Genomic DNA, 21155 nt, shown 5'->3' with positions numbered 1-21155 from the left:
AATATCCTGCAAGATTGACTTGCAGGATATTTATTTTGTATTAAATCAAGCCCTCTAAAAGACCTTTCATAAAGTTTTCTGAGTTAAATTCCCCGATATCATCGATTTTTTCACCGAAACCAATTAATTTCACTGGGATATTGAGTTCTTCGCGGATAGCCAGAACAACACCACCTCGGGCAGTTCCGTCAATTTTTGTCAATACAATACCAGTAACAGGGGTAATTTTCGAAAATTCTTTGGCTTGTACCAAGGCATTCTGTCCAGTTGACGCATCGAGTGCTAGGAAGGTTTCATGTGGCGCCTCTGGAACGACACGTTTGATAATACGACCAATCTTTTCCAACTCGGCCATAAGGTTGTCTTTGTTTTGCAGACGACCTGCTGTATCAATCATGAGAATATCAATTCCTTCTGCTACAGCACGTTCCATCCCATCAAAGACAACACTAGCAGGATCAGCTTTTTCAGGCCCCGTCACAACAGGAACATCAACACGACGGCCCCATTCTGCTAGCTGGGCAACGGCTCCAGCACGGAAGGTATCTGCAGCAACCAACATGACTTTCTTGCCAGCTTGTTTGTAGCGGTGAGCCAATTTCCCGATAGAAGTTGTTTTCCCAACACCATTAACACCAACAAAGAGCATGACTGTCAAACCATCTTGGAAGTGGATACTTTCATCGTAGTTGCCATCCTTCTCATAGAGTTCAACCAATTTCTCGATAATGACACGACGAAGTGCGTCAGTCTTCTTAGCGTTTTCTAATTTAGCTTCATAGCGAAGCTCTTCTGTTAAGTTCGAAGCAACCTGCACACCGACATCACTCATGATGAGCAGCTCTTCCAATTCTTCGAAGAAGTCCTCATCGACAGAGCGGAAGTTGGCAAAGAAGGCATTCAAACGAGCTCCGAATCCCGTACGGGTTTTCTTGAGACTGCGGTCATATTTTTCCTGAACAGTTTCTTCAACCTGAGGACTTTCTTCTTCTACTTCAGACGCGAACTCTTCTTCGCTCTCTATAGTTTCTTGGCTCTCTTCTTCTAGAACTTCTTCTGCCTTTTGGAATTGCTCCAATTCATCAGCTTCTAGCTCAGGCTCTTCTTGAGCCATTTCCTCGACTGCTTCTGGTTCAATGGCCCCATCTGTCGTGACCTGTGGAATTTCTTCTTGAGCAAGTGTTTCTTCCACTTTGTCCCTTGCTGTCTCTTCCTGAGAAGTTTCTTCGACTGCCGTTTGGTTTTCTTCAACCTCTTCTGATAAATCAAGATTTTCCAGAGCTTCTTTTACAACATCTTCGATTTTCGGCTCTTCTTTTTTCCCGAATAGACGGTCAAATAATCCCATATTCTAATTCTCCTTTAGCACGTATTCTTCGATAGCCCAGGCAACGGCTTCCTCGTCGTTGGTCATAGGGGTAATCACATTGGCAACTTCCTTAACAGCAGGAACTGCATTTTGCATGGCAACTCCCAGACCTGCCCACTCAATCATGGAAAGATCATTAGCCTCATCCCCACAAGCCATAACTTGACTTTGGTCGATGCCCAAGTGTTTAATTAATTTCGCTAAACCTGTTGCCTTGTGGACGTTTTTCGGTGACCATTCCAATAGCATTTCACGCGATTTGAAGATTTCATATTGGTCAAACAATTCTGGAGAAATCTGTTGAATCGCTGTATCCAAAGGTTCTTGGGCAAAGGCGGTCACACATTTATTATACGTCATCTGACTAGATAGATCTTCAAAAGCGACAGGTACGAAAGTCAGGGCTGGGTTGAACTTAGCATAGAGACTTTCTTGGTCCGACTGGATTTGATAGACTGTTCCTTCTGAAATGGCATCTAACGGTAATCCGAGTTTTTCAGTTTCCTCATACAATCGTGCCACATCATCGATTGAAAAGACGGTTTTATCGAGAATCTCTCCTGTATTTTTCTGTACCAGACCACCATTAAAGGTGATGGTGTACTCGTCCTCCTGACCATCAGTCCCTAGCTCATGGAGAAAGAAATCCATAGCTTTCAAAGGACGACCTGTTGTCAGAACGACCTTGATGCCACGATCACGCGCAGCCTTGAGGACCGCCTTGGTACGATCTGTCAGCTTTTTATCCGTTGTCAGCAATGTGCCATCCAAATCAAGTGCAATCAATTTAATATCTGCCATTACAAACCCTCCATATAAGCCATCACTGATTGGTCCTTATGGTGGCCAATCACTATCTCTGCTAATTCTAAAATCTCTGGTCGCGCGTTTTCGGGAGCGATTGGGTGCCCGACGACCTGCATCATGTGAAGGTCATTGAGATTATCTCCAAACGCCATGACCTGATCCATGGTTAGACCAAGTTTTTTGGCTAGCTCAACAATAGCCACACCCTTATCAACATAGTCCAAGACAATATCGATGGATTCAAAACCTGTTGTCATGGCATTGACACCAGGAACATTTTCATTGACCCAGGCCTCTCCAACTTCTATCGTATCTTCTGTGAAGTTCGTGGTGAATTTAAAAATCTCATCCTTGATAAATTCCAGACTCGCTACTTTTTGGATATTCTCATTGTAGTGACGGCTGAATTTGAGATAGGTCTCATCCACTGTGTCTAATACGTAACAAGCTTTTTCCCCAGTCAGGAGCATTTTTCTTTCATCAAAATAAGGCGATTTCTTCAAAGCTTCAAAAGTGCTCAAGTAAAAATCCCGAGACATAGTAGCCTCGTACATATCCTCACCATGAAACTCAACATAGCTCCCATTTTCAGCTATAAAAATCACTTCATCTCGCACATCCGCAAATAGCTTTTTCAGCGACAAGATACCGCGACCTGAAGCCACAGCAAAATAAATCCCCTTTTCCTTGTAGGAAACAAGTAAGTTTTTGAGGCGTTCCATATCAAACCGCCCCTCTCCATCTAGAAAGGTTCCGTCCATATCAGTTGCTACAAGTTTAATCATAAAATCCTTCATTCTCCAATTGATAAATCTATCTTCTATTATACCATAGATAAACTAAAAAAGGACTAGTACAGAAGGATTGGTTACTTGTATTACAGTGCTTTTTCGGTAAATAAAATAGAAAATAATGTTTTTAATTTAACCCAATAGACCAATAAATATTCGTAACACTATCATGAAGTAACAAAAAACTGACCAGTTATCTAACTTAGGCTCTATACTATCATGGTTGAAACACGGAAAAAGCTCTCCTACTAAGAGAGCTTTTCTTGATAATTCTTACGAAACAAAAGGCGAACAAATTCTCATGCTTCCTAGCAGACGTGAATTTGCTCGCTTTTTTGGTGCCTTGGAGACAGACAAAGACACATGGACAATATTTTATAGGTAATCTAGAACTTAAAAACCATCCAAATCCACATAATTTAAAATGGAAGACCGTGTCTCAATTCCTTATAGGTAAGGTAGAACGGAAAGGTCTACTACAACAACAAAGGCAAAGACGTTTTCTATCAAACGAAGTCTCAATTCCTTATAGGTAAGGTATAACCCACAGAAGCAGCACAAAGAGCTGCCAATCAAGAAAAAGCTCAGGGTCTCAATTCCTTATAGGTAAGGTAGAACACTCAACGTAACAAGAATGCACAAGCCTTTGCAGCAGCGTCTCAATTCCTTATAGGTAAGGTAGAACGTTACATTCATATTCGCATATTCCTTTTCGTCACCCAAACGACGAGTCTCAATTCCTTATAGGTAAGGTATAACGGAGGCAAAGTGATGCATAAGTTCCCTTGTCCAAAGTGCGGAGCGTCTCAATTCCTTATAGGTAAGGTATAACTATCTCAGTCTTGGATGAGTTGGGGTACAATGTGGAATGGCAAGGTCTCAATTCCTTATAGGTAAGGTATAACGCTAATCAGGGCAAAGCCCCAGTTGGCGGAGGTCAAAATGATGGATCGTCTCAATTCCTTATAGGTAAGGTATAACAACAGCATTTTCGCTGTTGCTAGATTGATTGTATCAAAAAACAGGGCTTTTTTCAAGATTTCAAAACCTTAGCCACGCGCTTGTGATGAGCATCGTATGTCCAGATAATATACATTTATTTTCGCTTTTTGAAATAGATAAAAGCAATTGTCAAAAGAGGAATAAGCAAAGTAAGCCAAGATGAATACGTCAGGCTCAGATTGCAAATCGTCAGACAGTGTTCCTGCAGTTCTTTGATGTTCGGAATGATTGCTAATGCAATACTTAAAACGGTTAGTACTAATACTCTGTCATTCAATTTATTGCTTGCTTCCGTCTGGCTGATATCATGCAGTTCACTGATTTGACTATCTAGGAGATTGATATGCTTCTCGATATAGAGAGAAGTTTGCAGCAATTCGTAGATCTCAATCGCCTGCTCCTGCGGGCAAAGTTCCGGAAGCAGAAATTGATTTTTAAAGGTCGTGTAAGCCTTCTGCAACTTCAGTTTATCAGAAACTCTAGCATTGACCCTATCCCCCGCATCCTTAGAATACTTCAGAATACCAATCCTCTGACTGAGCGTAATCAAGGCTAAGTCCAGATATTCCGACAAAAAGTAGCCTTTGAGGAAAAACTCTGGAAAATCAGAACTACTCATAAAAATCATCGAGTGCTGACTGGCCATATAAAGACTTCCCTCAGCTGACCACCTCGTATAGAGAAGCTTTTCCAACTCTGCCTTTAGCATATCTCGACTCAGACATGTTGAATCTCCCTTATCAACGTATAAAATACTATAAAGAAGCTTCATCTCCTCTAAACTCTGCTTCGAATCATCAAAATTCGCCCAATTCGCCGTTTTATAAATCAACTCCTCTACTTCAGGAACCATCATGTAGCTCACCACATACATGCGGTCATCAATGATGATCTCCAGATGAGGCTTAGATTCAAACTGCGAGATATCCTCTGGGAATATCGCTTCCTCTGGCAAGCCAAAGAAATCCTGCAAAATTTCTTTCGGAGCTGACATGATTCCATAGGTAGAAATCAAGTCGCACGGCTGTGGAGGCTCGTTAATTTTTTCACTCTTAATCAGCTCAATATTATTTGGTGAGACTAAACCACACAACAATGGAGTCAAAAAAGGAGCATAGAGATGGCGACCATACTGGTTGATGTTTTTAATATCTTCCAATTCATCATAGTAACGATTTTCCATTGAAAAAATCAGGAAACCTGCTTTTAAATTTGGAAAATAACGAAGCATGATATAGTCAAGCGTCAGATCATAACACTCAAGTTTGTTGATTTGATTATAATAAGAAATTCGATACACCTCACCTTTTTCTAAGCCAGTATAAGCATAGTTTGTGACCAGCTCAGGATTGCGGAAAATCAGCTCCTCTGCTTCTTTATTAAAATATCGGCGATAAGCGTACTTTAATCGCTCACTTTTTTCAGCATCTTCTAAATTTAGATAGGGAAGCTCATTAGCATCTTGGCTGAGTTTCTTCCACTTGGAAGACTTCGGAAAAGACTCCAGCCCCTTGGCCGCAAAGGGCAAAACAAAGATATGGTGACTATATACAGATTGACTCTCAGACATAAACAACCTCCGAATAAGATATTCATCATGAAAGCACTTCCAATATACCACAAAAAACTTGCTCCCGCAAGTTTTTTCAGTTGAACAAACCAATTCCTTATAGGTAAGGTATTACGACCAACCTTATAAACGCAATCGTGATATTGCTCGCTCGTCTCAATTCCTTATAGGTAAGGTAGAACTTTTCTCATTCGACGCAGAGACTAACGGACTCTGGGGACAAGCGTCTCAATTCCTTATAGGTAAGGTATAACGTCCAACTTATAGTGTTCAAGTCACTCACTGGGACACTTCAGATCGTCGCCCAAAGATAATGTCTCAATTCCTTATAGGTAAGGTATAACAATTTGCTTCATCATATCCTAACGTGGGAGATAGAGTCTCAATTCCTTATAGGTAAGGTAGAACGATTCACGTCAGGTTGAGAAGCCACATTACCTAGACCCACATTGTCTCAATTCCTTATAGGTAAGGTATAACCAAAGAGCTGCTGGGAGAAATTAAAAAGTCTCATAGGAGACAGTCAAATCTCAATTCCTTATAGGTAAGGTATAACAGAATCACGAATTGAGGTTCTGGCTTTTGTTGTAGGAAGCAACGTCTCAATTCCTTATAGGTAAGGTATAACAACAGTATTTTCGCTGTTTCTAGATTGATTGTATCAAAAAATAGTGCTTTTTTCAAGATTTCAATGAAAAAAGTCGGTCGATCTTTTTGTACCCATCGCTCCTAAACCGCTTGGTTGACAGCTTTTGAAAAAGAGACAAAATATCGAAAAGATCGACCGACTTTTTAATAGTATTTGTAGGGTTTAAAGCGCTTCAAGTCCCCATCCTGCTGCAAGATTCTCTTAAACTGCCGAATGTCGTGCTGGATGAGCTGGGCATAGGTATAGGTCGATCCTCCCATGACTAGCCTCGTCTGTAGTTTTTCCTCAAAACTTCTCAAGACGATATACTTCCCTTCCCGATTCAGATAAACCGAGCCATCTTCCCTTTCTTCAAAATGATCTGTGGCATTGATTTGATGTTTATTGATCAAACTCAAAATCACTCGATCCACGATAACCGGCTTCATATAATCCGCAAAATCCAGATGCAAACTGTAAGGACGATTATTTGAAGCATGGAGCACTCCAATTTTAGGATCCAGTCTAGCCTGCCAGATCAGGCGCAGAACACGACTGTACAAAATCGTATTGCAAAAGCTAATCAAAGCATTTAGTGGATCTCGAGGTGGCCGCTTGGTTCGCTTAACAAAAGAAAAACCACTTTGATTCAGAATCTCATTAAACATAGGATCGTATATCTGCTTGACTCGTGCCTCTAAAAGCATCAAATCATCGACCGACTTTTTGCGATGAACTTCCTTAATCGCCATCGTCAAGTCTTTTTCAATCTCTAAAAGAGACTTATTGGACTTATATCTTTTAAGATAATAGCGACAGTTTGCCCGCAAATTATGAAAATGCGATAACTCAAACTGCTTGGACAACAGCAATCGTTTCTCCTCGTCCAGATACACTTGGCACTGCTTCAATAAAAAATAAAAGCGGATCTGGACTCTTCATGGTCTCAGGAATAACGAAAACATCTCACTCACCAAGCAGTCTTTGGATGATACGACTTGATAGTCTGACATCATCTAGCGCATTATGTAGTCTTCCTTCGAAATGCGAAACTAAATCCAGTCGGTTTCCAATGGGTTCAAATCCTCTTGCGTACAAAAGACTGGCAACATCAATAATTGGAAAGGGAGCCATAAATGCTCTATTTTGCCTGTCCTTTTCTACCATCTTATGAAAAAGCCGACTCTCTACAGGAAAGGGTACATCTGCAAAGCAACGCGCGGAAGTCCGATAAGTACACCAGAGCTGCCAGACCTCTTCCAAGAGCTCTTCTTCTGTATCAAAAGCTTGATAAGCTCCTATGTAGGGAATGACATGTTCCAACACCCAGGCTTCTTTGGTCTCTGCAATCTGCCTAGGTACACCACCGTAAAAAGTGGCTACTTCCGTTCCATCTAGCTTTGTGACTATGACAGCCATCGTCAGCAGGGGACCATAAAGACCATCCACCTCAGCATCTACAATAAAACGATACTCCATTTAATATCTCCATTTCTGAGAAAAAGACCAAAGCTTATCAGAAATAGTCTCCGATTTTTGATCAAGATTGTCAAAAAATCCCGTCCATTCTCTCAGCAATTCTTCCGTTTCTGAAAAATCAACATCGTTTTTGCCAGTATAGCCCTTCATCATGTTTTCCGATTGATGAAGGGTAGCTTTTAATTTTTCGTAAGTATTAGATTTTTTCCCTTGCAACTTCTCGCAGCTAATTTTAGCTGCATAGATTGGGATGGAGCGTAGTTTCAGCGTGAAACTATCTTGGTTTCTCATACATACTTTAATATCCTTATCATAGCAATTCAGGCTGTCTTCCATTTTTCCCTCAAAGCGATAATAATTAGCAAAATTCCAATAGACTATCTCCATAGGATGGTAGAAAATTTTCTCCGTATTTACTAACTTTGTTAACTTATTTCGCTTGTGAAATGAAAAGAACTCTTGATAGATTGGATGTTTGACAAAGGCAGTATAAAGTAGTTTAGCAAATTCTATATCCTGCTGACAAGCCTCAGTCATGATTAAAGAGTAATACATGGCATAGAACTGTTGACTAATGGTTGTCTCTTGTCGCTCAACCCTATCCCAAAAATCTTGAATCACAACCTCATCTATCTCACTATCCATCCTATGATCATAGTCAATCGCTAAAATCAACCAATGAAGCGCAGCTTTAGCATCCTTTCTCAGAAGTTCAATTCTACTACGATATTGCCGATGACGTTCCAATTCTCCTGGGAAACTCGGATACTGTTGCAAGCCCTCATCAGATAAACGGATGATAGTCTCTAATTTAAAATCTTCCTGCTGGGCTTGAAATAAGAGACTATAGATTTCCATACAGAGAACATCCCCATAGTATTCGGACTTCAAGGATTGAAAATAATTTGAAATTGAATCATAAGCTAACAATAAATCTAGCAGCTCTTTAAAAATAGCGTGGAGATCTGCCATTAAGTGAGAAGCTTTTTTATACTGACCACTGTCAATATAAAATACAGCGAGTTTTTCCTTGATTCGATAGAGACTAAAAAGATTTTCTAAGCTATTTTCAGAAATCTTTACCAATTCTAAACTTTGAGAAATGACTTGACCTGCTTGACAAGAACGGCCAGAACGCAGGTAGACATCGCTTAGTTGCAGGAATACTTCAAAGGCAAACAACTCATATGGATACTTTTTATCTCTCAAAAGTGGCAGTAGTTGATCACAAATCTCTGTAAATATCTCAATAGATTTCTCATAATCATCCTGTCTCGCTGTATAAGCTAAAATCTCTGAAGCAAACTGTTTTAATTACGACTTCAACACTCTGTAACTCAGATACTCCATTCGATCGACAATCAGATGCAAATAAGTTTAATTACTTTTTATAGCTTGGGATGTATAGTATTCCATCAGAGCTTCTGATACATCATTTTGAGCAAGCAAAAAGCGGATACGACTGTCTGAAGACAGTGTTAACAGAGAAAATACATAAGAATCCTCAAATAAATTGCGCAAGACTGCTCTCTGATCTCGAAAAACTGGAAGGCCTCGCAGATACATCCGACGAATATTCGAAGCAAAATCCGCCAAAATTAACCTTTGTGATTCCGTCGCTTTTTTTAACTGAAATTGAACATCTGTCCCAGAACGATAGCTGACTTCACTTGTTTTTAAACTCGTTGTAAAGGAACGCTTATATTCAGACTCCTGAATATGGACATGCTCCTCTATACCTTTTCGAGCTACACGACTGGAAATGATAATATCCAATCTAATATCACCATATTTTGCCTCTAATAGCTGCGTGAGTTGCACGAGACCCTCGGATAAGATTTGTAAATACAGTTGTCGATTGAGCTCTACTACTCTAACTGTCCGAAACCAACATTCGTTTTGGCGCCAATGCCTACATCAGTCAAGATGGTTTTAAATAACTCTATTTTTTCTTTAATCGTAATCTGAGGTCCATCCGAAAGCTGACAATCGTTCAGATAAAAGCCAAATTCAAAAGAGATTCCAGGCTTAACTTTCAGACAGTTGATTGGAATAGGATTCTTGATGATGTCACTATGAGGCGTAATGAATTCCAAAGCTAAACACTGCTGCTTCGTATTTTTTTTAGAGGTTGGACAGGGATAAGCATCTAAAAAGACATCATTATCTTCGAAAATATCATCTTTCAAGCCATAAACTTCTTTATCAGAAAGTCCTGGTTTAAGAAGTGACTTAATATACTCCATCTTTTGCTGATTAATATCATCTTTGGTATCTTCTTTCGTAGGAAAGACGCTTCTCAGTACCCCTTTGACAGAGGAGCCAGGTATATAGGGCAGTCCCGTTACATAATCAAATGAAAAGCCAGAATATATAGAACCCTTTGATTTCAAATCATGGGGATTGCCCGTTCCTATCATGAGACCAGGATAAATAGTTTGCAAAAAAAAGGTTTGAACACTTGCTACATCTTTTGAAGCATTTTTCAAATGCTCCAGAGGTGATAGAGAAAGGTCAAATTTAAAATCCTGCAAAGCTTTATTTCTCTCACGAAATTGCTCTTCACTAGATTTTGAATTACCCAGTTCATAAACTAGACCTGATGGCTCTTTCCGCTCTTTTAAGCCTTCAAAATATTCATGATAGTAGATATAAGACATGTTTTTTGAATTAAACATCATCCTTACCCTCCATTTTTCTCGTCTTCCTTGACTTTTTTATCCTTTGACTCAATTTCAAACAAATTTAACCCTAGTTTGATTGCGATTGCTGCATGCAGTACATCTTCTTTAATAGCGAAACTCTCATTATCATTTTTGAACGATGTCACATACTCAAACAAGGTGTCTACTGTAATAGCTGCATTTTCTCCCTTCAAAACTTCCAAAATCATAACAGGGAGCTTGGTGCGATCTTCTTTGGCATTTTTTGATGCAGCCGAATAGTAGGCAACTGCTGCAGGGAGACTTCCCATAGTAACTGCCGCTCCGAAAGAAGCGATATATCCTCGAAACTCATTTGGAATTGGCTCCGAAAGCTCTTTTTTAATCACCTCAACAGCAATAGGAAGCAACTGATTTATTCTGTTCTTATCCATTGTTGGCTCCTTCTTCATTTTCTGAAATCACTTTAATAACCTTGCAAAGTCCATAACCTACGGAAGCATTTGCACCAAACTGGATGATTTTTCCTCTCACCGACTCTGTAAACACATCTAAAAGGTCATCTGCCTCACTGGTTGATGTCACCACTGCAAAATAGAAAATCGATTTGTGGGGCACAACTTCCTCATACCACAAATTAGTTTGTTCTCCGACACTATTTCGAGCAATTACTGGTAAACCATCCTTTTCGTAGCAAGAATTATCTTCGTCCAGAGTTATCTTCTCATCTCCGCCCTTTATATCTTCTATTGAAACATCTTCTAATTGAAAATTTTTAAGCATTTTCTTGAAATCTTCACAAGCTGTTTTCGGAGCATGTATTGAATAAGGCTTATCCCCACCACTTATCGAACGAATTGGTAGGGCTAGTAGATTCGCGCTAAGAAATTTTAATGCGCCTGAAGTAGTACTCCCATTTTCGTCCGAACCAAATATTCCATTAATGTTCGATAATAACTTATTTTCTTCAAAGAAGGCCCTCAAAGCACCTTTAACGCCTGAAGAGTTGATCGTCGGGAATCCCGTCACAACATCTCGCTCCACTTCGTTATCAATGATGTTAAAATTAACATCTCCATTTCCTACATGCAAGTTTGTTAAACATTCAATGACAAAAATTTTTGCTTTCATTTTTTACACCTTACTTCCTTCAATTTTGCAAATAACATTATAGCCTGCTGCTTCTATGCCAGATTTTAACGGAATTTTATCATCACCATAAAAGACACTGCCCGCCTTGTATAGAAGGTGATGGCCTTGCAGACTGAGACCTTTCAGACGATTTTCCTTAAGGTCTGTATGAAGCTGACGAACTAGTTTTTCCTCTAAGATCGCAAAGCCTGTCACATCATTTAAGAGGCACACATCTGAGAGGCAGTAATGCCAGGTTTGCCCTTTTGGAGTATGTTTCTGGAAATGCTTTGTGATTTCACTTTCTAAATTATTCTCATTATTTTCAGATTTTTGAACAGAAACCTTGAAAAGGGTGCCTTTCTGTCCCATAGGAACGATACCATCTTTTAATATGAAATTATCCTTAACCTTTACATAGACAGCAAATTCATAGTCCTTATGTAGCTGATGTACCTCTCGCTTAAATAGACGGTCAGCATCAAAATTTTTGATCAGTTTTTCTAATTCTTCTTGAAAGAGATTTTTTTCCCTTTTGTTGTGCTCGTCTAGTAAATCCATAAAATCATTGATAAACTCAGTTAAACTAAGATTGCTATTACTATCTAAATTAGACCCCCCCTGTTTCATAGCGTCATTCACAAATGACTCACATAAATCTCGAATATTTATCTTCAGGTTCTGCAGATCATTCTGCGTAACACGCCTTACACCAGTCGCTACTTTAGTCCTAAAAATATCTTCAATTGCTTCTAGACAGCCTGTATTAATATTATAATAGCCATTTCCATACCCTTCTTTAGGATTATATTCCTTAGATTTAGGAAGAGAGATCTCACCAAAACTAGTCGATACTTTAATTTCTTCTAGTATCATTGGTGCAAACTGTTCAATCCCCTCTTTCCCCTGCTTGTTGTTAAACGGATTTGGTATGACAATTTCCTCACTATTTTTTAGCAGAAAGATGGGAGAGATTTTTTCTAATTTTCCGAAATGTTGTACACTTCCATTTAGAGAAAAGCTCTTCTCTCCGATTAGAGCTTCGATTTTATTTCGCGTATTCCCATCATACTGAAAATCCTGGTTCAGCTCAATCCCATTACTGACTAAGATAAGATAGCGTATCATCCCAAAGACTGTGGACTGTTCAGGAACGCGATTAGTACGGATAAAATAAGGCGCATACTCATCAGCTGAATAGTTATTTCTACCGGCAAAGCTAAAGCGCCTATCTGAGCCAAAAGAGTAGTCTCCCAGCGGTTTAAAAGTCACAAGATATTCTGTCATCACTTACCTCCCTGCCAAAACTTCACCAAAAATAAAATAGCCTGTAACTCTTTAGTATAGAATTCCCCTATACTTATGTTTCGTTTTGTACAAACCCCATCAACCTTTACTTTCGTATCTGGCTTATATTGATACTCTTTCAAATAGTTGTCATAGAAAAATTTAGCTATTTCGTCAAGATAACTATGATAAGACAACTGGTTTGGATTGTTAAAGTTATTCAAAAACCTCATTTTATATTCTTGAAAATCAAATATATTCTGTGCGGTTTTCTCAAACAACAACTTAAAAATAATTTCTGTATCCTGCAGATTATAAAGGACAGATTCCAGTGCTTGATCGTTCGTAGTTGCTCGATATTTTATCAGATTATCTATGGCCTCCAACTTCTCATTTTCCACCATCAATTGAACGGTTTTTCCGCTGTGTTTTACCAACTCTATCCCCAGACGATTGCCTCCGCTGATTTCACTACCATTCGGACGTTTACCGTAACTTTCTTTAGCCTTATAAAGTTGAACTCTAGCTCTTTCCAGCGCTTCATATAGAGGATATTTTACATACTGAATAGCAGCACCAAAAGACAAGCTAATCTTGACTTCCTCCTTTAACTCCTTAATACTTTTTGACAAAGTATCTATAAATAATATATTTAGTTTCTGACATAGGGCAAAAATAGAATGAACAGGGGCGATAAACAGTAAATCATCCCCCCCAGCATAAATAGTCATCCCGCCATAATCTCCGACAAGCTTAGCCGCTTCACCAGCATAGTCTAAACAGGCCCTCGAAAAACTGTTTATCCTATCAGATTGTTCAGGGATTTCTACATCTTTACATAAAGCTTTCAAAAGAGTTCCGACCTTATCCCCATCCGAATTAACGACTGCATAATATTCGCTTCTGATTGGTGCTATCTCACCACTAGGGGACCTGTCAGAAGAGTTTTCCTCTTTCTTTCGAGATAGAGCTATATCTTCTATTGATTTCAATTCAGAAGCGTGGTCTGAGTAGCTTGTAAGCAACTGGCTATTTAGCTTGGTATCTGTAAATAGCTCACTTCCTTTAATATAGCAATTCCGATTGTCTTTCTTGCCTGCAAAGAATGGAGCAAATAAGTTCATATCTGTTCTTCCCTTACCTGCTGCCATTAGCTCCAGCGCATCCAAAGCATCATTCAGTATAATAGCTATATTGTTTCCATCCTCACCTTCTTTTTCTCTTTTTTCTATAATTCCATTCATGGTTTTTTCATCAAGAATAACAAAATCAATTCTCAGATAGTTGTCAACAAAGTCCCTAATCTCCTTTGTATTAAACTTTCCGAATTTCTCAGTCATTTCCTCTTTCACTTTTGAAATTATTGTTTCAAGTCCTTCCGAAGTTAATGTACTATCATTATCTAAAAATAAAATCCGATCATGGTAACGACCAATACCATCTTCTTGTGGGTTTTGATTACTATTAGAGTCATAAAACGGTGAAAAAATATTGACATTTGGAATCCCAACAAGTTTTTCACAGAGTTTCTTTGTCACCGTTGAGAAAAAATAACTGCCAAACCACAAACCTGCCGGAGAGATCGCCTCTCCAATGGTTTTAAAAATTGGACCGATTGTTATACCTACATATTTCATTTATTCATCTCCCCTGTTATCTAATATCATATGAAATTTGGATGGTATGTGCATAACCTTTGGGTTCCATTTTATTATAATATTGCACAGCAAAGTCTAAAAATTTTAGTAAATCAAACTCCTCTGGAGTTTGTAGGTATATCTCTTCCCTTTTTAATTTTTCATCCAGTTTTCTTATAAATCTCTCATATTCTATTTTTCTCATTTTATTATCTTTTATGGCACTCATCCAGCTTCTAGGAACATTTTTCGATACCTTATATTTAAATTTAAATTTCTTGTTTAAAATATACTTACACCATCTCTGTTTAGGAATAATGTAAACAATATCGTTGATTACTTTAAAAGTTATTGGTGAAGAAAATCGTTCAATATTTGCTTCAATTTTATTTGCTTCATGCATAATGTTAATATTAACAGAAATATCTTTCTCTTCTTTTTTTGTGTTTTTTCTTATATCTGTAAATGATAAATAAGAAGATAGCCCCAGCAGTGCTCGAACATATTTTTCGTTATGTGTCTGCTGATTAAGGTGGTAGGGGATAGTTCCAAAAGGTTTTTCTATTACTTTATCCTTTAAAGCAGCTTTTTCATTTCCAATCATTTTATCATGCATATAATAAAACAAGGCACTTCGAGCATATTCTCCCTGATAGTTATAGCCACTCTTGGTTATTTTATAGAATTTTTCAATATTTTCAAAAATCACTTTTATCTTCTTTGAGAACTTCAAATTTTTAGCTGCTTTCCTAAAATCCATTTTATAAAGAGTCTTTAATCCAAACTCTTCCCTTAGAATTCTTTCAATTTTACTCTGTTCTTCATCAATTACAGTAAAACTACCATACCCTTTTCCTTGAGCAGCCCCAAAATTTGTCACTATAAAAAAGTTTTTGATATGTTCAACTATCAATTTCTGAAGGAGCGGATCAAAACAAGTAATTGTCATTGTAGGATTTGTTTCTACTCTGCGTTTCTCATCTCTGGCAAAATATAATTGGAAGTTGCCTTCGTTATTATTTGTCTGCTTATCATACTTGCCTTCATTTTTACTATACTTGTAAATGACATTAGGACTATTATCAATAAACTTCATTTTATATGGTAAATACTGATTTTTGAAACAGTTTTTCAGACTTGGAACTTTCTTCATCAAGTACCGATCAAATTTTGGCTTGACTTCACTAGCACGCAAAGTGGCTCCTTCTTCTTCCGGCTGGAAATGAATAATTGGCGCATGACATTTTAAGTCAAGCTCTAACTTACAATTCCTAAATTCCATATCCATTTTATCCTCCTATTCTTCAATTACAAACATTCCGAATCCCATCGAATTCTTCTCACCAAGCCCAACTTGATAGAGGAAATCCAACACCTCCGCATCTCCTCTTATCCCAAATTCTCCTTTCCAACCCGTTATGAGATAGTCTTTGTATTTGGTAACAAATTTATTCTTTAAAGAAAAATTTATCGGCTCTATATCAAATCTACCTGTCGGTACTTTATGATAATAAGCTTGATATTTTCTCTCAAGATTCTCCATGATTCTGCTCTTAAATTCCGTATCAAATGGATTGTAATACAATGTTTTTTTAGTCTCAGGATCTGTAGAACGAACCACCAAGGGAGAAATCATCCGAGTCTTATAAGAAGTCTCCGTTAATTTTTTTTGCTCAATTTTTACATTTAAAATTTTTACAAGGTTTCGACCAATTCGCAATTCATCTAGATTTGACAAAGCCTCTGCAATAGTGAATAAAATGGATTGATCAATCGTTCTAATTTCAAAACGCACCTTATCAAGAAACTCTATTCGTTTTCCTCGCATTTTATATTGACCTTGCAACAATGAAAATGTAAACAACTTAAAATGTTTGTCCTCAAACTGATGACCTATCTCATGAAGTTGCGCAGACAAGTCTTCCTTATTTTTCAATAAATTATAAATCATCGATTGAAGAAGATAATTATAGTTTACTGGCAAGATAAACTGATCAATTTTTTGCAGTTCAATTAATAATTGCATCCTACATTCCTCCCTGAATTAAAATACATCTTCTTATATTATAGATATTACAAAATTTTGTAACCGCTGTCAAATTATATTGTTATATTTTATCATCTTAAATCAACTGTGAAATCACTGCTTGCTCTTCAGATCAAATAAATAGTGCTACAACTTGTTGATACCAATAATTCAGCATTCAAAAATTTTGTGGTAGATTTAGCTAATACAAAATTAAAATAGACGAGAGTAACTTAGCAGTTATTTCAGATTGAAGAAAAAGTCTATTTTGGACAATTTGCTAGTGAGTCATCGTATTCAACATTCAAATGGTGATAAAGACTTTCCACACGGTAATAGCAGTTTTGAATCATTTTATATAACAATCAGTATTGAGCATAAAGGCTTCAAAACTGATACGCTTACATTCCCCAATACATAGATATTTTCTATAATTCACGAATAGACTTAGTAAATCGGATTATCCTCATCAGAGTTGTTTTGAATAATAAATTGTTTAGTTACCTAAACTTCTTCATTAAAAGATGACTAGTTTTCCAAAAATGTGTTTAGAATATTGACAAAATGCATGTTTTGTTCTTGTTACAAATGGAAGAATGAACGAACTAGTTTGTAAAACTTTATATAATTTATAATAATAAAAGAATTGGACGTATTTCAGTAAGTTCTATTGGAGAAAATTTGGCTTTTCAATAGAGTTCAAAAATGATATAATCAATAATGTACTTCAATGATACTGTCTCAACCAAAGCTAGTGAGTTAATATTAGCCACGATTTCAGTAAACTGACAGGTGAGAAAATATGTCATAGAAAGCGAGGGAACCTCCACAAGAGTAGAGTTCGAGTAATACGAATCTAAGTATAGACTTCATAGCTTAACCAAGTAACATTTAAAATATCTGTTGAGTATCTTTGTGAGATTTCTACGTAAGAAAATATTTTAAAAGAGGATAAGCGTGGTGCTTTTTATACGTCGAATTTACATTCATAAAGCATTCGTTCAAGAACTAACGCAATGGAAAGAAAAACAAGCTCACCTATTAGTAGAGTTTACGGACAATACAGAAAACTTACAAATCTTTCAAGACAGTCCTTTACAACTGACTACTCCAATGGTTTCTAATCAAAAGATTAAATTGAAAAAAGAATGCCTGCGTCATTAAAAATGATTCGTAATCACGATTTCCGACACTCACATGCAGCATTTCTAGTTTCAAAAGGACTCAGAAACGGTGAGGGAAAAGATTATATATTTTTTACACTTATGAAACGACTTGGACACAGTAGCATTAATACAACTATTAACATCTACTCGCACCTATTCCCAACTCAACAAAAAGAAATTGCCAATGCTTTTGACAACTTCTAGGGCAAAAAATGGCAAAAAAATTTATAAAACAAGGCTCAAAGCCTTGATACGAAAGGAATCTTAAAAATCTTATGATGAACATGCAAAACATGATGCGTCAAGCACAAAAACTTCAAAAACAAATGGAACAAAGCCAAGCAGAACTCGCTGCTATGCAATTTGTTGGAAAATCTGCTCAAGACCTTGTCCAAGCGACCTTAACTGGAGATAAAAAAGTTGTTAGTATTGACTTCAGTCCAGCAGTTGTAGATCCAGAAGACCTAGAAACCTTGTCTGATATGACCGTTCAAGCCATCAACGCTGCTCTAGAACAAATCGATGAAACGACTAAGAAAAAACTAGGTGCTTTCGCTGGAAAATTACCATTCTAATCACCTACAGAAAAAGGAGGAAGGTTCACTTCTCCTTTTTTCTATGTTAGAAATTAAAGAACTCCGTAGCTTTTTTCAAAAGGAGATCGGTGTATTCTGGATCTTCCTGAGCTGCTGCTAAAGTCTCCTGTAGCATCTCCATGTCATCTGTAATCATCCCATCCACTGACAACTGCAACGATTTATCAAGTGCGTCAGAGCTATTGATGGTCCATACGTAAAGCTTTTGTTCTGTATACCAAAGTTTAGTAACAAAATATTCATCCAATGTTGAATACTCCATGGTATAGCCCGTTGCCTTGGTTTTTGGGAAAATACTATTATAAGGCAAGATGAAATAAGCTGGAATAGTCGAATCATATTTCAAAACTTGGTCAATCACATGATAGTCTAGTGATTGCATCTGATGACCATACTGCTTGATAATCGTTCCATACTTCTCTAGAAAACGTTCCATCATTTGTGGACTGTCTTTTTTACTGGTTTTGATTTCAATCAACAATCTTTGATGAAGTTCATTCGCGCGATTGAGATAGTCATCAAAACTAGATATCTTGGTTCGATAGCCATTTTCAGAAATATCTAACCCTGTCAACTCCTCCAAAGTCAAGTCTTGAGGTCTGGCATTGATACCTGCTAAGTTCTTAAGATTGGCGTCATGCATCATCACAAACTGACCATCTTTGGTCTCCTGTACATCCATTTCAATCAAATCTGGTTTCAGTTGCGCTGTTTTTTCCAAAGACTGGACAGTATTTTGTACACCATTTTTATTTGAAACGCCCCTATGTGAAATGACTAAAGGGGTATTTGTCACAGGAGCTTCCAGATAGATATAACCTTCCAGCGCAAAAAAGATACTAGCGCAGCCCATAACTCCCCATCTCATCAAATGGTCTTTTTTTCTTCTTGGCATAATCTCCAGTTCCTCACCGGTCAAAAAGGAGACAAACTTAACAAGGAAATAGGTCAACGCCATATAGTGGATGTTTTTTATCAAGACAAAGTTGATAACTCCAAGAATCAGTGATTCTTTCTGTGTTAAATTGTCAATTACAATCTGCCCTATTAGCAAAGGAGTCAAGAGAAGGAAGAAAAAGAGATAGGTTTTAATAATAATGAGTAGCAAGTTCCAAGCATAAAAGAGAACTTGTTTTTTTGTCTTTTGTAGGCTATATTTTACTCCTTCTCTCACAGTCCTCTTTTCAAAGAGAATCTTCGGAAGGGCAAACATAAGTCGGACAGACACATAGAGCAAAATCCAAGCAGAGGCAAAAATCATCAAGCCCACTAGCCAGTATTTGTCTTCCAGATAAGTCACAATAAAGTCTGGAATAACGATTTTATTTAAGTAATAAATTTTTAAAATTTTCCTGATGAAAGGAAAGAGCATGGCTACGTAGAAGAATACAAAGGCCATCTTACAGAAACTCAAGCGTTTCATGAACAGAATACTTTGCTGGAAAACTTTGCGACTGTACTCAATCAAGGTTCTCTTTTCGTGGTAGAGAAGGTGGCGCGCCCCAATAAAGAGGAGGCAAATCTGGAAATAGGCCACCAAAAGATTGATTACAATCAAGACGAGAAAGGCAAGACTGATTAAAGGAGAACTCGTGATAATGGCAAAAATATTATTGTAAGAAATAAACAAATAGCCTGTCTGGCTGAGTAAAAGACCAGCAAGAAAAGAATTGAGAGGTAACCACAGATATTCCACCATCATGAAAATTAAGAAAAAGAGGAAGAGAACTTTATCTAGGTTGAGGTAAATTTTCCTAAAACCTAGTTTTTTAGGTTTTTCAGGTTTCATAAGCACTCCTAGTCTAGAAATTGAGATAAGTCTAGCCCACCAAAGGGATTCATGGATAGATTACTCTGTTCTTCTAACAATAGTTTTCCTTCGTCAGACTCCAGAAAGGCTTCATAAACACGCGCTGTCATGCGGGCATCTTCTAAACTATTATGTGACTTACCATGAAAGCCTAAGAAATTAGCTACAGTTTGCAATTTGAGATTAGCTATGCCGTGTAGATCGGAACTACGACGTTCAAAAGCCTCATCATATAGGTCGACCTTGTACTGGTCACGATAGTCCAAGCCATGCTCCAAGAGAATAGGCAAATCACTCTTGGCTGCATTGTAGCCAACGATAGGTGAATTGCCAACAAATGCCTGAAAGTCCTTTAAAACTTGCTCCACCATTGGCGCATCTTTCAAAGTTTCAGCTGTAATTCCTGTCAAACCATTGATAAAACTCTTTAAAGGCACGCTGGTATGGACATAAGAATCAAAAGCACCTATCTCTTGACCATCTTGAAAGCGAACTGCTGATACCTGAATTAAATGGGTAATCCCTTCGTGTTGATTGAATTCTAAGTCAAAGGCGATATAGTCTCTTAATTTTTCCATCATTTACCTCAATTCCGACTCAATTTAAACTATAAATAATAAAAGAAGCCATCAGGTTAGTGAATAACCCAAACAGCTTCTTTATTTTCCTCCAAACAGGCGAGCAAAAAAGCCTTTTTTGGTTGCTTGGACTTCTTCTTTTGCTTGGTCCAACTCGAGTTTCAAGCTTTCTTGATCCTTCATAGCTTGAAGAGTCAACTGTTGTTGTTGATCCAATTGTTTGTCCTTTTCTGCAATCTGGCGGTCTTTGATGCGCATCTGCTCATCTTTTTCTGCCAGTTGCTGATCCTTGGCCTTGAGTTGCTCGTACAAACGAAGAATTTCAGCATTTTTCTCATCGACCAAGATTTCCATCAGTTCGCGTTGTTTGACATCATCACTGACTGGTTCATCTTCAAAAATCGTTTTTTTATAGATTTCTTCTAGCTTGATTAAGCCACTTCGAGTAACTACTGTTACACCTTTGTCATTTTTTTTCGTGTCCTCTTCTGGAAGTTCTTTGACACGATTGTTGATTGCCTGACGAGATAGTCCTAAGACCTCTGCAATCTCGCTGACGGTCATTTCAATACTCATAATATCCTCTGAAACGTTTTCTAGCTTTTCTTTATTTAA

At 37.6% G+C, this 21155-nt stretch carries 19 protein-coding genes, 1 pseudogene and 1 CRISPR repeat array; of the genes and pseudogenes, 2 read left to right on the top strand and 18 right to left on the bottom strand.

Annotated elements, in window-relative coordinates; all coding sequences use genetic code 11:
• Positions 1 to 40 precede the first annotated feature (40 nt).
• The 15 genes from ftsY to cas6 form a co-directional block, all read right to left on the bottom strand.
• Positions 41 to 1348: a signal recognition particle-docking protein FtsY gene (gene ftsY, locus D8801_RS01750; RefSeq protein WP_125847398.1), complete on the bottom strand. Its 1308-nt coding sequence runs from the start codon at positions 1346 to 1348 to the stop codon at positions 41 to 43.
• A 3-nt stretch (positions 1349 to 1351) separates the two neighbouring features.
• Entirely contained in the window at positions 1352 to 2170 is an 819-nt protein-coding gene (locus D8801_RS01745; protein WP_125847396.1) for a Cof-type HAD-IIB family hydrolase, read from the bottom strand.
• Complete coding sequence (locus tag D8801_RS01740; RefSeq protein ID WP_125847394.1) at positions 2170 to 2961, bottom strand: Cof-type HAD-IIB family hydrolase; 792 nt, start codon at positions 2959 to 2961, stop codon at positions 2170 to 2172. The genes D8801_RS01745 and D8801_RS01740 overlap by 1 nt, the downstream gene beginning before the upstream one ends.
• Before the next feature lie 442 nt (positions 2962 to 3403).
• A CRISPR array of direct repeats spans positions 3404 to 3944; the repeat unit is 25 nt; unit sequence GTCTCAATTCCTTATAGGTAAGGTA.
• 119 nt (positions 3945 to 4063) lie between these two features.
• Positions 4064 to 5539, bottom strand: coding sequence for a hypothetical protein (locus D8801_RS01735; RefSeq protein WP_125847392.1), 1476 nt, complete (start codon positions 5537 to 5539; stop codon positions 4064 to 4066).
• Positions 5540 to 6331: 792 nt separating this feature from the next.
• Entirely contained in the window at positions 6332 to 7078 is a 747-nt protein-coding gene (gene cas1 / locus D8801_RS01730) for a CRISPR-associated endonuclease Cas1 (protein ID WP_260468133.1), read from the bottom strand.
• Positions 7079 to 7133: 55 nt separating this feature from the next.
• Positions 7134 to 7646 (bottom strand): 3'-5' exonuclease family protein, encoded by a 513-nt coding sequence (locus tag D8801_RS01725; RefSeq protein WP_125847388.1) that lies wholly within the window; start codon positions 7644 to 7646, stop codon positions 7134 to 7136.
• Entirely contained in the window at positions 7647 to 8855 is a 1209-nt protein-coding gene (locus tag D8801_RS01720) for a hypothetical protein (RefSeq protein ID WP_125847386.1), read from the bottom strand.
• 168 nt (positions 8856 to 9023) lie between these two features.
• Positions 9024 to 9422: a hypothetical protein gene (locus tag D8801_RS01715; RefSeq protein ID WP_221761545.1), complete on the bottom strand. Its 399-nt coding sequence runs from the start codon at positions 9420 to 9422 to the stop codon at positions 9024 to 9026.
• Positions 9423 to 9514: 92 nt separating this feature from the next.
• Positions 9515 to 10327: a type III-B CRISPR module RAMP protein Cmr6 gene (gene cmr6 / locus D8801_RS01710; protein WP_125847382.1), complete on the bottom strand. Its 813-nt coding sequence runs from the start codon at positions 10325 to 10327 to the stop codon at positions 9515 to 9517.
• Between the two features lie 2 nt (positions 10328 to 10329).
• On the bottom strand, positions 10330 to 10743 hold the full coding sequence (locus D8801_RS01705; RefSeq protein WP_260468132.1) for a hypothetical protein: 414 nt from the start codon (positions 10741 to 10743) through the stop codon (positions 10330 to 10332).
• Positions 10736 to 11440, bottom strand: coding sequence for an RAMP superfamily CRISPR-associated protein (locus D8801_RS01700; RefSeq protein ID WP_125847378.1), 705 nt, complete (start codon positions 11438 to 11440; stop codon positions 10736 to 10738). Before D8801_RS01700 ends, D8801_RS01705 begins: the two co-directional genes overlap by 8 nt.
• A 3-nt stretch (positions 11441 to 11443) precedes the next feature.
• Complete coding sequence (locus D8801_RS01695; protein WP_125415194.1) at positions 11444 to 12727, bottom strand: hypothetical protein; 1284 nt, start codon at positions 12725 to 12727, stop codon at positions 11444 to 11446.
• Complete coding sequence (gene cas10 / locus D8801_RS01690) at positions 12727 to 14364, bottom strand: type III-B CRISPR-associated protein Cas10/Cmr2 (RefSeq protein ID WP_125415193.1); 1638 nt, start codon at positions 14362 to 14364, stop codon at positions 12727 to 12729. The genes D8801_RS01695 and cas10 overlap by 1 nt, the downstream gene beginning before the upstream one ends.
• 16 nt (positions 14365 to 14380) lie before the next feature.
• Positions 14381 to 15652 carry a hypothetical protein gene (locus D8801_RS01685; RefSeq protein ID WP_125847376.1) on the bottom strand — a complete coding sequence of 424 codons (1272 nt, stop codon included), beginning with the start codon at positions 15650 to 15652 and terminating at the stop codon, positions 14381 to 14383.
• Between the two features lie 9 nt (positions 15653 to 15661).
• Entirely contained in the window at positions 15662 to 16390 is a 729-nt protein-coding gene (cas6, locus tag D8801_RS01680; protein WP_125847374.1) for a CRISPR-associated endoribonuclease Cas6, read from the bottom strand.
• Positions 16391 to 17362: 972 nt separating this feature from the next.
• On the opposite strand from cas6, the pseudogene D8801_RS01675 reads away from it, so the two are divergent.
• Together D8801_RS01675 and D8801_RS01670 are read left to right on the top strand one after the other, a co-directional pair.
• Positions 17363 to 17760, top strand: a pseudogene (locus tag D8801_RS01675) (site-specific integrase); the annotation flags it as partial.
• A 71-nt stretch (positions 17761 to 17831) separates the two neighbouring features.
• Positions 17832 to 18131, top strand: a complete 300-nt coding sequence (locus D8801_RS01670; protein ID WP_000981527.1) for a YbaB/EbfC family nucleoid-associated protein — start codon at positions 17832 to 17834, stop codon at positions 18129 to 18131.
• Between the two features lie 46 nt (positions 18132 to 18177).
• Here D8801_RS01670 and D8801_RS01665 read toward each other — a convergent pair whose 3' ends face one another.
• The 3 genes from D8801_RS01665 to rocS all read right to left on the bottom strand — a co-directional run bounded on the left by D8801_RS01665 (position 18178) and on the right by rocS (position 21116).
• Positions 18178 to 19941, bottom strand: a complete 1764-nt coding sequence (locus D8801_RS01665; RefSeq protein ID WP_125847372.1) for a glycerophosphoryl diester phosphodiesterase membrane domain-containing protein — start codon at positions 19939 to 19941, stop codon at positions 18178 to 18180.
• A gap of 8 nt (positions 19942 to 19949) precedes the next feature.
• Positions 19950 to 20540, bottom strand: coding sequence for a 3'-5' exonuclease (locus D8801_RS01660; RefSeq protein WP_125847371.1), 591 nt, complete (start codon positions 20538 to 20540; stop codon positions 19950 to 19952).
• 81 nt (positions 20541 to 20621) lie between these two features.
• On the bottom strand, positions 20622 to 21116 hold the full coding sequence (gene rocS / locus D8801_RS01655) for a chromosome segregation protein RocS (protein ID WP_000021247.1): 495 nt from the start codon (positions 21114 to 21116) through the stop codon (positions 20622 to 20624).
• Between the last annotated feature and the right edge of the window lie 39 nt (positions 21117 to 21155).

The sequence above is a fragment of the Streptococcus oralis genome, from assembly GCF_003943415.1.
GTDB classification, from domain to species: domain Bacteria; phylum Bacillota; class Bacilli; order Lactobacillales; family Streptococcaceae; genus Streptococcus; species Streptococcus oralis_BJ.
The sequence above is the reverse complement of the archived record's forward strand: the minus strand, read 5'-3'. Positions and strand labels throughout refer to the sequence as shown.